Source organism: Micrococcus sp. 093350064-1, from assembly GCF_053627955.1.
The window spans coordinates 26,995-39,133 of record NZ_JBSEYU010000005.1; the positions used below are offsets into that span (position 1 = coordinate 26,995).

Annotated in this window: 7 protein-coding genes and 1 pseudogene; 5 read left to right on the plus strand and 3 right to left on the minus strand. The window is 69.3% G+C overall.

The features are described 5' to 3' along the window. Positions 1-34: 34 nt before the first annotated feature. Complete coding sequence (locus ACUW6W_RS06835) at positions 35-2,257, plus strand: NADP-dependent isocitrate dehydrogenase (protein WP_206481311.1); 2,223 nt, start codon at positions 35-37, stop codon at positions 2,255-2,257. 160 nt (positions 2,258-2,417) lie between these two features. Here ACUW6W_RS06835 and ACUW6W_RS06840 read toward each other — a convergent pair whose 3' ends face one another. Next, entirely contained in the window at positions 2,418-3,011 is a 594-nt protein-coding gene (locus ACUW6W_RS06840; protein ID WP_002853712.1) for a methylated-DNA--[protein]-cysteine S-methyltransferase, read from the minus strand. Positions 3,012-3,083: 72 nt separating this feature from the next. Here ACUW6W_RS06840 and ACUW6W_RS06845 point away from each other — a divergent pair, with 72 nt between their 5' ends. After that, on the plus strand, positions 3,084-4,682 hold the full coding sequence (locus ACUW6W_RS06845) for a TIGR01777 family oxidoreductase (protein WP_248074113.1): 1,599 nt from the start codon (positions 3,084-3,086) through the stop codon (positions 4,680-4,682). Positions 4,683-4,726: 44 nt separating this feature from the next. Here the strand turns inward: ACUW6W_RS06845 and ACUW6W_RS06850 are convergent, their stop codons facing one another. Next, positions 4,727-6,574 carry a glutaminase gene (locus ACUW6W_RS06850; protein WP_454180026.1) on the minus strand — a complete coding sequence of 616 codons (1,848 nt, stop codon included), beginning with the start codon at positions 6,572-6,574 and terminating at the stop codon, positions 4,727-4,729. A 246-nt stretch (positions 6,575-6,820) separates the two neighbouring features. Here ACUW6W_RS06850 and ACUW6W_RS06855 point away from each other — a divergent pair, with 246 nt between their 5' ends. Next, complete coding sequence (locus ACUW6W_RS06855) at positions 6,821-7,918, plus strand: hypothetical protein (protein ID WP_454180028.1); 1,098 nt, start codon at positions 6,821-6,823, stop codon at positions 7,916-7,918. A 69-nt stretch (positions 7,919-7,987) separates the two neighbouring features. On the opposite strand, the pseudogene ACUW6W_RS06860 reads toward ACUW6W_RS06855, so the two are convergent. After that, positions 7,988-8,964 (minus strand): annotated as a pseudogene (locus tag ACUW6W_RS06860) (IS481 family transposase). Positions 8,965-9,235: 271 nt separating this feature from the next. Here ACUW6W_RS06860 and ACUW6W_RS06865 point away from each other — a divergent pair. Then, positions 9,236-11,131 carry a hypothetical protein gene (locus tag ACUW6W_RS06865; RefSeq protein ID WP_454180029.1) on the plus strand — a complete coding sequence of 632 codons (1,896 nt, stop codon included), beginning with the start codon at positions 9,236-9,238 and terminating at the stop codon, positions 11,129-11,131. Continuing rightward, positions 11,131-12,132 carry a glycosyltransferase gene (locus ACUW6W_RS06870; protein ID WP_454180030.1) on the plus strand — a complete coding sequence of 334 codons (1,002 nt, stop codon included), beginning with the start codon at positions 11,131-11,133 and terminating at the stop codon, positions 12,130-12,132. Before ACUW6W_RS06865 ends, ACUW6W_RS06870 begins: the two co-directional genes overlap by 1 nt. Positions 12,133-12,139 lie beyond the last annotated feature (7 nt).

The window sequence follows — 12,139 nt, forward strand, 5'->3', positions numbered from 1 at the left end:
GTCTCGAGTGCGGCCAGAAGGAGAGATCATCCGCATGTCGAAGATCATCTACACGCTCACGGACGAGGCGCCCATGCTGGCCACCGCGTCGCTGCTGCCGATCGTGCGCGCCTACGCGGGCACCGCCGGCGTGGAGCTGGAGACCCGTGACATCTCGCTGGCCGGCCGCATCCTCGCCGCGTTCAAGGACGTCCTGCCCGAGGAGCAGCGCACCGCGGACGCCCTCGCCGAGCTCGGCGAGCTCGTGAAGACCCCCGAGGCCAACGTCATCAAGCTGCCGAACATCTCCGCGTCCGTGCCGCAGCTGCGCGCCGCGATCAAGGAGCTGCAGGCGCACGGCTACGCGCTGCCGGAGTACCCGGACGAGCCGAAGACGGACGCGGAGAAGGACGCGAAGGCGCGCTACGACTCGGTCAAGGGCTCCGCCGTGAATCCGGTGCTGCGCGAGGGCAACTCGGACCGCCGCGCCCCGAAGGCCGTGAAGGCGTACGCCAAGCGCTTCCCCCACTCGATGGGCGAGTGGACCCCGGACTCCAAGACCGCCGTCGCCACCATGGGCGCGGACGACTTCCGCGCCAATGAGCAGTCCGTGACCCTGCCGGCCGCCGACGTGCTGACGATCGAGTTCACCGGCGAGGACGGCAAGACCACCGTGCTCAAGGAGGGCCTGAAGGTCCTCAAGGGCGAGGTCGTGGACGGCACGTTCATGTCCGCCAAGGCCCTGGACGCGTTCCTCGCCGAGCAGGTCAAGCGCGCCAAGGAGGAGGGCATCCTCTTCTCCGCGCACCTGAAGGCCACCATGATGAAGGTCTCCGACCCGGTGATCTTCGGCCACGTCGTGAAGGCCTACTTCTCCGAGCTGTTCGAGAAGTACGGCGAGCAGCTGGCCGCCGCCGGCCTGTCCGCGAACAACGGCCTCGCCGCGATCGAGGGCGGCCTGGACAAGCTCGACGCCGAGACCGCCGAGGGTGTGCGCGCCGCCATCGCCGCCGCCTACGAGAACGGCCCGGACGTGGCCATGGTGAACTCCGCCAAGGGCATCACCAACCTCCACGTGCCCTCCGACGTGATCGTGGACGCCTCCATGCCCGCCATGATCCGCAACTCCGGCCGCATGTGGAACAAGCACGACCAGACCCAGGACACCCTGGCCGTCATCCCGGACTCCTCCTACGCCGGCGTCTTCCAGGCCGTGATCGACGACTGCAAGGCCAACGGCGCCTACGACCCCACCACCATGGGCACCGTCCCGAACGTGGGCCTCATGGCGCAGAAGGCCGAGGAGTACGGCTCGCACGACAAGACGTTCATCATGGACGCCGCGGGCACCGTGGCCGTGAAGAACTCCGCCGGGGAGACCCTGCTCTCCCACGACGTCGAGGCCGGCGACATCTGGCGCGCCTGCCAGACCAAGGACGTCCCGGTGCGCGACTGGGTGAAGCTGGCCGTGACCCGCGCCCGCGCGTCCCAGACCCCGGCCGTGTTCTGGCTGGACGAGACCCGCGCCCACGACCGCGAGCTCATCAAGAAGGTCGAGGAGTACCTCAAGGAGCACGACACCGAGGACCTGGACATCCGCATCCTCTCCCCGGTCGAGGCCGCCAAGCTCTCGGTGGAGCGCATCCGCCGCGGCGAGGACACCATCTCCGTGACCGGCAACGTGCTGCGTGACTACAACACGGACCTGTTCCCGATCCTCGAGCTGGGCACCTCCGCGAAGATGCTCTCGGTCGTCCCGCTGCTCAACGGCGGCGGCCTGTTCGAGACCGGTGCGGGCGGCTCCGCGCCGAAGCACGTGCAGCAGCTGGTGGAGGAGAACCACCTGCGCTGGGACTCCCTGGGTGAGTTCCTCGCGCTGGCCGTGTCCTTCGAGCACGAGGCGGTCGCGAACGAGAACCACCGCGCGCGGGTCCTGGCGGACACCCTGGACGCCGCCACCGGCACCCTGCTGATCGAGGGCAAGTCCCCGAAGCGCAAGGTCGGCGAGCTGGACAACCGCGGCAGCCACTTCTACCTGGCGCTGTACTGGGCCCGCGAGCTGGCGAAGCAGACCGAGGACGCCGAGCTGGCGGCCGCGGCGAAGCCGGTCGCCGAGGAGCTGGAGGCCCAGGAGGAGACCATCCTGGCCGAGCTCAACGGCGTGCAGGGCTCCCCGGTGGACCTGGGCGGCTACTACTGGCCGGAGCTGGAGAAGGTCACCTCCGTGATGCGCCCGTCCGCGACGCTCAACGCGATCGTGGACAAGCTCTCCGTCTGAGCGACTGAGCGACTGAGCGGCTGAGCGCCGGGGGCCGGGTCGCGTGCGTGGAGCGCGCGGCCCGGCCCCTTCTCGTGTCCGCAACGCGGGTTGAGTTGTCACGGGTGTGCGTGCCCGGGACCCGTGACAACTCAACCGGCGTTGCCGGGGGGAGGGGTGGTCAGCCCGCGTGCGCCGCCTCGTGGGCCAGCAGGGCCTGCTTCGCGGCGGTGCCGTAGAGGTAGTGGCCCGCGGCGCCGTCGGCGCGCACCACGCGGTGGCAGGGCACGACGACGGCCACCAGGTTGGCGGCGCACGCCCCGCCGGCGGCGCGCACGGCCCGCGGGGCCCCGCACCGCTCGGCCAGGCCGCCGTAGGTGGCGGGGGAGCCGGGGGCGATGCCGCGCAGCTCCCGCCACGCCCGCTGCCGGAACGCGGTGCCCGGCTGGGCGACGTCGAGGGCGTCCAGCGCGGCCACGTCCCCCGCGGCGTAGGCGGCCAGGGCGTCGGCGACGGGCTGGGACGCACCCGGACGCGGTTCCACGGGGCGCGGGTTCATCTCGCGGTCGGCGGTCTCCGGGTCCAGGGCCACGAGCCGGTCCATGAGCGTCTCGAGGAGGCGCCCGATCGCGGCGGCGGGGGGCTCCGAGTCCTCCGGCACGGCCACGCCGGAGGCGCGCACCGTCTGGTCCTCGGGGGAGAAGACGGCCACGAGGGTCAGCTCGGTGGCGGGCAGGGCGGCGGCGGTCCAGCGCAGCTCGGGAAGCAGGTCCATCCCCTCATTGTCCTGCACGGCCCGGCCCGGACAGGTGTTCGCGTCTCCTCCATCTGTGCCAGGCTGGCGTGCATGACCGAGATCCGCGTCTTCGAGCACCGCACCCTCCTGCGCCACCCGCGTGAGGTCGTCTTCCAATGGCTGGAGAACCCCGGCGCGCTGGAGCGTCTCACCCCGCCGTTCGCCGGCGAGGTGGTCCAGGGGCCCTCTGACGGCCTCCGCGTGGGCTCCGAATCGCGGCTGCGCATCCAGGCCCCCGGGGCGGCCGGCCTGTTCGCCGGCGCGGCCCACGGGATGCTCACCGGCCTGCTGCCGGACGCCGTCGCCTCCCGCCTCCCTGGCGGAGCCGCGCCCGCGGTGCCGTGGCGGGCCCGCCACACGGCCTACGAGGAGGGCCGCATGTTCCGGGACGAGATGGTCTCCGGACCTCTGGCCTCCTGGAGGCACACTCACCTGCTTGACGACGCCGCGCCCGGTGAGGCGGACACGGCGGACGGGCGGCGCGGCACGGTGGTCACAGACCACATCGAGTACGCGCTGCCGGGGGAGTCCCTCGTGTCCCGGGTGCCCGGTCTGGGCACCGCGGCCTCGCGCCGCACCCATGAGGCCTTCGAGGCGGAGCTGGGCCGCCAGTTCGCCTACCGCGCCCGCGTGATGGCCGATGACCTGGACTTCCACGCCGCCCACCCCGGCCCCCTCGTCGGTGGACCGGCCCGCACGGTCGCGGTGACGGGGTCCGGCGGACTGATCGGCCGGCAGCTCCGTGCCCTGCTCACCACCGGCGGCCACCGCGTCATCCGGCTGGTGCGGAGCTCGAAGAAGGGCGGTGCGCTGGATGCGGCGCTGTGGGACCCGGCCCGCGAGATCGTGGACGAGGACGCCCTGGCCGAGGCCGACGTCGTGGTGAACCTGGCGGGCGAGCCCATCGCCGGCCGGTTCACGGACGCGCACAAGGAGGCCGTGCACGACTCGCGTGTGCGCGGCACGCGCACCCTGGTGGACGCGCTCGCCCGGATCGCCGCGCGGGAGGGGGACGACGCGCGGGCGCGGGCGCTCGTGAACGGCTCGGCGATCGGGTACTACGGGGCGGACGCGGGCACGGGCCCGTTCGGCAGCGGCCTCGTGGAGGACCTGGAGCCCGGGGACGACTTCCTCGCCGAGGTCGTCGCGGACTGGGAGGCCGAGGCCCGGCGCGCCGAGACGTCCGGCGTCCGGGTGGCGATGCTGCGGACCGGCGTGGTCCTGAGCCCGGCCGGGGGCATGCTGCAGCAGGTGCTGCCGCTGTTCCTCGCGGGTCTCGGCGGCCCGGTCGCGACCTCGGGCGGGGAGAGCCACGACGGCAGCCCGTGGCTGAGCTGGATCGGCGCGGATGACATCGCGGGGGCCTTCGCCCACGCGGTGCTCGACGACGGCGTCACCGGCCCGCTGAACGCCGTGGCGCCGGAGCCGGTCACGGCAAAGGAGTTCGCCACCGTGCTCGGGCGGGTGCTGCGCCGGCCCGCGGTCATCCCGGTGCCCGAGGCCGGGCCGCGCCTGCTGCTGGGCGAGGAGGGCCGGGCCGAGACCGTGGCGGCGGACCAGAAGGTCGTGGCGGACCGGCTGGTCGCCTCCGGCTACGAGATGCGCGACCCCGAACTGGAGGGCGCGTTGCGCCACGTCCTCGGGCGGTGACGGGGTGGGGCGGCGTCCCACGGGGACGCTGCCCCGGCAGGTCGTCAATCCTGCAGCGCGCCGGTCTCCCGGATGAGCTGGCTCAGCGCGGTGAACGCGTCGCGGGCCAGCGCCTCCCACAGGGCCAGGGCCAGCTGCGGGAAGCCCTCCTGGAGCGCGACCATCACCTGGGCGGTGAGGACGCGCGCCGTGACCGGCCCGCGAGCGCGGACGGTGGAGGGCTGGCGGCCGGGCTGGCCGAGGGCCATCTCGCCGAACGTCATGCCCGGGGTGAGCAGGGTGCGGCGCACGCGGCGGTTGCCCGTGCCCTGCCCCGAGAGCTCCACGGTGCCGGAGACGATCACGTAGATGCCGCCGAACGGCTGGCCGGCGCGGCGGATGATCTGGCCGTCCGAGTAGACCCGCTCGTCCATCATGGACTCGAGCAGACGCGCGTCGTCCGCGGAGAGGTGCTGCAGCAGGGGTGCCACGGCCGCCTCCTGCGCGTCCCGCGGCAAAAGGTGGGGGGCGTGCCGGGAGAGCAGCCGCTGCTCGGCCCACTGGGCGGCACGCGAGCGGGAGTCGAAGAACACGAACTGCGCGCCCTCGGCGGCGGGGTCCACCCCCTCGGCCTCATCCTGCAGCGGCTCGGGCAGGTCGACCTCCACGGACTCCTCGACGGCCGCCATCAGCTCCTTCATCTCCGTGGCGTCCCGGTCCACGACGACGACGTCGAGCCCGTTGCCCAGCGCGCGGGCGAACCACTGGGCCACCAGCAGCCGGGCCGGACGGGAGACGGAGCTGACCGAGCGCATGTCCACCACGAGCGTCTCGAGGGCCTCCGGCAGACCGCGGCTGACGCGGGCGATCGCGTCCACCTGGCTGAAGCCGAGGTGACCACCCAGCTCCATCACGTGCACGGTGTCCGCGAACCGCCCGAGCGCCTCGAGGACCGCGGCGCTGCGCACCGTGCCCGAGGGCGCCTGATCGATCCGGTAGTGGGTGCGCAGGGCCGCGCGCGGGGACCCGGTGACCACCGACGGGTGCAGCTCGAAGTCCTCGACGATGGTCCGCAGGGCTGCCATCGCCGCAGCGCCGAGCCCGTTCTCGTCCGTCGTGTCCGACTGCAGCGCCAGACCGAGATGGCCCGGCACCACCACGAGCACGGTGCCGCCGCGCGTGGACGCCCAGCCGGGCTGGCCGACGTCGTACGCCCACCGGGAGTCCCGGGTGTCCATGCCGCAGGAGTCCATCACGGACAGCACACCGCGGACCGTCTCCTCGCTCAGCACGCGGTCCCCGGTGACGGGGTGGACGCCGCCGTGCGCGAGGGTGCCGGCGAGCAGGGCGAGGTCCTCCACGGTCACGGCGGCGGCACGCACCGTGGCGATGTCCTCGAGCAACGTCTCGGGGTCGGCGTCCAGGGTGTCGAGGGACTTCATCAGCCACGCAGCGGACCGGGTGTGGTGCTGGGCGCGGTTCTCCGCGCGGGCGGCCGTCTCCGTGACGGTGACCTCGCGGTCGAACAGGGCGGAGAGCAGCTGCATCATGCGTGCGGTGCGGTCGCGGCCGCCGCGGCCCTTCACCAGGGAGGCGGTGGCCACCGCGCCCGCATTCTGCAGCGGGTTGTGCGGCAGACCCGTCACGGCGTCCACCTCGACCCGGTGGTCAAGGTCGCGCACGGGGGCGGCCCCCACGCGTTCGCCCACCCGCACCGCGCCGAGGTCCTCGAGGGCCTGCGCGTGGAACAGGGGAGAGGCGAGCGTGGCCAGGGGCACGGACGTCATGGATCCGGAGACGTAGCGGTGCCCGTCCACCATGAGCATCGCGACGCCCAGCCCGTCCGGGACCTCCCCCTCGCCCGCGTGGGCCGACGTGAGGCGATCGAGGTGCTCCTGGACGGGTGTGGTCATGGGTCACAGCCTAGTCAGTGGGACAGTCCCGGGACAGCGTGGCGGAGGCGGTGACGGCGGGGTAAGAGCTCGCTGAACACAGCACCTAAGAGCCAGGTCTGCTGATGCCAACCAAACTCGGGAAAACCCCGTCTTCGCTACAACTAGGCAGAGCCGAGTCTAAGCGCTTCGGTTTTCCGGCGGCCGCACCGTAGCGTGACGCACGATCGACACGCGACTAAGGCCCGATGTGGCAGGGTGTAGCGCATGTATACGGCCATCATGACCGACCAGGGGACGCGCGACGAGCGCGGGGTCCTCGATATCGCCACCGTGGTCACTCAGGAGGGGGCTGAGGTCGGATCCGTAGAGATACTCAGATCAGTTGACGGGCCCACTCCGGATGAAGCTATCAAAGCGGCCGGGTTCTGGCCATTTAAATGGGATTTTGAGGTGGGCGACCCTGCTGTAATACCGGTGGAGAAGCTGTTTTTCAATGGTCATAACGCGCCCGTTCATTTCGTTGAGGCTGCTGCCTCGCCGACCTACGCAACGAACTTGGGCGCATCTCGATACCGCTATGAGTACGGCGAGGGTAGCTATCTGGACTCCCTCCTGCTCAACAAGGGATCGGATGTCCTCGTTGTCTGCCTCCATGGGGCGACCTCGCGGAGTGCGACTAAATTGCCTCGGTTCGAACGCATGGCCACTCTGGCTGCGCGAGACGTTAACTCTCTGTTCTTCTCAGATCTCACCCTCCAGCTGAATGACCGGATGGAACTCGCCTGGTACACCGGCTGGGATGGTGAAGACGTGCAGGCCCAGATCGCCGCCGCCTCGGTGGAGGCGGCTCGAGCACTGGGGTGCCGCACACTAATCTTCACGGGCGCCTCGGGAGGGGGCTTCGCTGCTCTCCAGGTCTCGGCACTCGTGCCCGGCAGCATCGCGGTCCCGATGAATCCGCAGACAGATATCGAGTCTTACTTTGTCAATGGCGATCCGGCTTTGCGTGGGCCCCAGCGCTCATACGCGATCTGGGTGCATCCTGATGTGGTGGGGCACGACCCGAGCCCTGGATGGTCTCTCCAGTTGGGTGACCATGTCTCGCCGTTGCGTCGTTATTCACGTCGGCGGGAAAACTATGTCCTATTTGTTCAAAACGTGAATGACTTCCACTATGAACAGCACTATCTTCCGTGGCTCGGTGCCGCTGCTCGGGGCGAGAACCTCTCTGAGCGGTTCAGAGTGCTTGAGTATGACGGGCCTCAGGGGCATGTGGCTCCATCAGCGGAGGTTTTTCTAGAGGGCCTGGAAGCGGCGCTCCAGTGGGCAGCGGAAGCAATCCCGCAGCTGCCGGTTGACTAGGCTGTTGTGCCTTCAATATCCGAGCAACTCACCTACGCTGCGTAGCCTCGCAAGGAGGTTCATTGCTGTCTAGTTGTAGGAGGTCATGAGGTTGTTGACACGCGCCGGGGCCAGCGGGGCCGGCGGGGCGTCCCCGCAGGAAGTGTGAGGCCGATGGTAGTTGTCGTGATTCACCCACACCGCCAACGCCTCACGCCGCTGGGCCTCTGATGTGCAGGGGTGGGCGTAGATGACCTCATCAACCATGAGCCGGTTGTACTCCTCGACCTTGCCGTTGTGCTTCGGGGTGTACGGGCGGATCCAGTGGTCTCGGCCACCCAGGGAGGTCACCTTCTGCGTGAAGTCTCCGGCTCGGTAGTTGTTCCCATTGCCCGTGATGATCCTGTCGATCCGGGTCCCGTGCGCGGCGAAGAAGACCCTCGCCCGGCAGTAGAAGCTCACCGTCGTGGCTGCGCGCTCATCTTCGAGGGATTCGGTGTAGGCCGGGCGGGTGAACTCGTCCACGACCGAGTGAAGGTACGGGTACCCCACTCGTGCCCGGGGCCACGCTTGGAGGCCCTGCCGGCCTCGGACGCGCGTCCGTGGGCCTGCCAGCCGCCCCCGTCAGGGATACGCCCGATCTTCTTCACGTCCAGGTGCACCGTGTGCCCCGGGGCCCGCGCGGTGATCCTCTGGGCCGGCTGCCGGCGGAGGTCTTCCCCGGCCCGGTGTAGCCGCTGGCCCACCGTGCGCACGCAGAGCTGGTGGCCTGCGGTGTGCAGGTGGTGGTGGACGCGACGGGCGGACCACTTGCGTTCCCGGCGCAGGGCGTGGATCTGGGCGACCACTGCGGGGTCGAGCTGGCCAGGAGAACGCCGTGGCTGCCTGTACCGGTCGATCAGTGCCGCCTCGCCTCCGGCGCGGTAGCAGGCCACCCACGTGGCCACCGTGGGCGGGCTGACGCGGAACTCGGCGGCGACGTGAGCCTGGGGGATCCCGTCGATCAGGTGGCGGTGGACCATCCTGAGTCGGCCGGTCGGGGTCAGGGGTGCGTTAGCGTGGGTCACGAGCGGGCTCTCTTGCTGGATGTGTTTGTTGAGAAACTTCCATCCTGCGGGCTGGGCTCGCTCGTCTCATCTCAGCCCGTACCTCGTGGCAAGAACCTCATGACCCACAACACCTAGTCAGTGGGACAGTCCCGGGACAGCGTGGCGGAGGCGGTGTGGAGCACCATTTCGCATACGAAGAGTGGGGTTCGCCCACCGTCACGTATGTTGAGTCGTGGTGCCCGCGGGTGGCACCGTCCACTCGCCAGAAAACTCATGGAAAGCAGGGTCGATGATCCTTTCAGAGCACGCCGAAGGGCCGGGAGAATCCTTGCCCGACGTCTCCGATCTCGCGCACCACGTTCCAGTGGCTCCCGGCGAGCTCCTCAGCGTCGCGATCCAGCACGTCAATGACGCAGATGCGCGAGGGGCGGCGCTGGTACAGCTGAGGTTCGAAGACGCAGCAGGGGAACGGGTGGAGGTGGAGGGGTGGACCCACGTCTCGACGAGCCTGGGAGAGTACCGATACCTCTCCGCCGGTGAAGGCCAGCGGGTCACCGCCTTCGACGTCACGGTGCCGGACGGGGCGGCTCATCTTGTGCTGCAGGGCCACGCATGGAAGCCGGAGTTCCCCGTGCGAGTGAACGGCGCCCCGATGGTCCTGCGCCACGTCCATCCGCTGGACACACCAGCCTCCCCGTTCAGCCCGGACACACGCGTCCGGGTATGGGACTTCGTCCATCATCTGCCGGTGAGCCCGGGCACCGCCTCCATAGAAGGGGTCATCCATGCGAGCCTGCCGACCGAGAAGAGCACGGCGCTCCTCACTGTCGGCTTCCTGGATGAACAAGGAGATCCCCTTCCCGGGCCGTCGGATCTCCCCCAGAATCCGACGTTCGGACCTTTCGTCCAGCTGAGGGGAGCCGCAGAAGGCCCCCTTGAAACGCGGTTCCAGATTGCGGCCCCGTCGCATGCTCGATGGGTCCGGATCCAGGGCCGACGCGGGTGGGGAAACTCTGACGTCATGATGAAGGCCGAGGTCGAAGTGACTGAGGTCCGCTCCTCGGCTGCCGAAATCGACGCCTTCCTCGCGGAGATCCCGGCGGGCGACACCTTGCTCGTCATCGACACCACCGCACCTCCGCTCGGACACGAGACGCTGTCCCTGCGGCCCAACAACCTGGCGCGCGCTTTCGAGAGGGCCGGGGTGTGGGTCGTGTTCCTGCCATTCTCGTCACTCCAGGAGTTCCCGGCGCGGGTGTCCAATCGGGTCCTCCAGGTCGCCCGCCAGGACTTCGGTCGGTTGGTGCGCGGCTTGACCACCCGACGGCGGTCCATGGGTGACACCTACATCTGCAGCTCGTTCCCGTCGGTTGCGGCCGTCGCACTCGGCACCCAGCTCAAGACCCTTGGCTGGCAGGTCGTCTACGAGTGCCGTGACGACATGGAAGAGTTCAATCGCGTGGGCTACTCCAAGTGGTATTCGCCCGCACTGGAGCGGCAGATGCTGATTGTGGCCGACAAGGTCGTCAGCGTCAGTACCGCGCTCGACGCCAAGCTCGTGTCGATGTGGCCGGCCCTGCGCGACCACGCGGTCATTCCGAACGCGGTCAACCGTCACGTCATCGATCAGTCAGAGAACCTGAGGACGGAGGAGAGCTTCGACCGACGTGAACACCTGCGGGTGGCCGGGTACGTCGGGCACCTGACGCCCTCCTGGTTCGATTGGCCGCTGATCGCTGAAGCAGCCCGGCGTATGCCGGAGACCGTCTTCGAGATCATCGGTCACGGTGCGCCCCAGGGCATGTCACTGCCCGCCAACGTCCATCTTCTGGGCCCCCGCTCCCACGAGCAGCTGGCGGACATCGTCACCGGCTGGAAGGTCGGGCTCATCCCGTTCCTGGACATCCCGCTCACCCGATCGGTGGACCCGAACAAGATCTACGAGTATTTCGCATGGGGTCTGCGGTGTGTCACCGCGCCCATGGGCAGTGTGGAGACGTATCCGTCCACCTGGGTCCATCGGGGAGTGGACGAGTTCGTCGAGAAACTCGACGAGGCACTGAGCACGCCTTGGGCACCTGGCGAAAGGGAGGCCATGGAGTCCTTCGTCCAGTCGAGCGACTGGGATGACCGGGCCGAACGCCTGCTGTCCTACTACGGGATCACGACGGAGGGACGCGACTGATGCGCAAGCTGATCTTCTACCCCAATCTGTCCAAGGGCGGCGTCTCCGCCGTAATCCGGGGCCGAGCCCAGGCTGAGCCGGACGTCCAGTTCGACGCGGTGTTCCTTCACGACCGAGGGGGCTCGGACGCGTTCTCCGACATGGACAACGTCCACGTGCGCCTGGTCCAGGAGAGCCGGTCGGGGCCCTATCTGACGCACCTGGCCCACCAGTTCGACTATGAGTCCGTGTCTGTCCTCAGCCACCCGGCCTCGGCCAACGTGCTGTCGGCACTGGACCATGTGGCCGTGACGTATGAGTTCCATTCGTCCAGCATCCCCGTCATCGAGAAGGAACTCGGAGCGCTGGAACTGGACCGGCTGGCCGCCGTCGTCGTGCCCTCCCAGATCATGGCGCGGGAGATTCAGCCGCTGCTTCCGCGTCGTCTCCGCTTCCGCCTGGCGGTGGAGCCCAACCTCGTGGATGTCGAGACTTTCGGAGAGCAGGGGTCGGCGCAGTTCCTCGCCGACTCCGGATTCGGCGATGGGCAGGACACCATTCCGCTGCTGTGGGTCGGGCGGTTCGATCAGGGGAAGGCGTACGCGCACTTCCTGAGGGTCATAGCGGCTCTTCCTCAGGAGTACGTGGGGCATGTCGTGGTGAGCCTGGAGGACGACCCGCATCGTGCGGAGCGCTTCTTCGCCGAGGCTGCGGGTCTGGGCGTCCTGGAGCGTGTGCGTCTCTACCTGAACCTCACTCCACAGGCGCTGGGGGAGTTCTACCGCTCGGTCAGAGACGCGGACGGCTGGTTGGTGTCCACGTCGCTTAAGGAGTCCTTCGGCTACGCCGTGGCGGAGGCGACGAACGCGGGGCTGCGGGTGGCTGCCTCGGACCTTCCGGTCTGGGACCTCTTCGCGGGCACCGGCCTGGTACATCGTGTTCCCAGCGGGTCCATCGCGGACCTGGTGCGAGTCATCCGGGAAGGGGCCCCGGTTTCCGCGGGTGCCGCAACGGCCTGGTGAGGTGGTC

Bases quoted from the DNA above. Each gene is read 5' to 3' on its own strand.
- ACUW6W_RS06835 (WP_206481311.1), top strand. From the start codon at position 35: ATGTCGAAGATCATCTACACGCTCACGGACGAGGCGCCCATGCTGGCC.
- ACUW6W_RS06840 (WP_002853712.1), bottom strand. From the start codon at position 3,011: ATGGACCTGCTTCCCGAGCTGCGCTGGACCGCCGCCGCCCTGCCCGCC.
- ACUW6W_RS06845 (WP_248074113.1), top strand. From the start codon at position 3,084: ATGACCGAGATCCGCGTCTTCGAGCACCGCACCCTCCTGCGCCACCCG.
- ACUW6W_RS06850 (WP_454180026.1), bottom strand. From the start codon at position 6,574: ATGACCACACCCGTCCAGGAGCACCTCGATCGCCTCACGTCGGCCCAC.
- ACUW6W_RS06855 (WP_454180028.1), top strand. From the start codon at position 6,821: ATGTATACGGCCATCATGACCGACCAGGGGACGCGCGACGAGCGCGGG.
- ACUW6W_RS06865 (WP_454180029.1), top strand. From the start codon at position 9,236: ATGATCCTTTCAGAGCACGCCGAAGGGCCGGGAGAATCCTTGCCCGAC.
- ACUW6W_RS06870 (WP_454180030.1), top strand. From the start codon at position 11,131: ATGCGCAAGCTGATCTTCTACCCCAATCTGTCCAAGGGCGGCGTCTCC.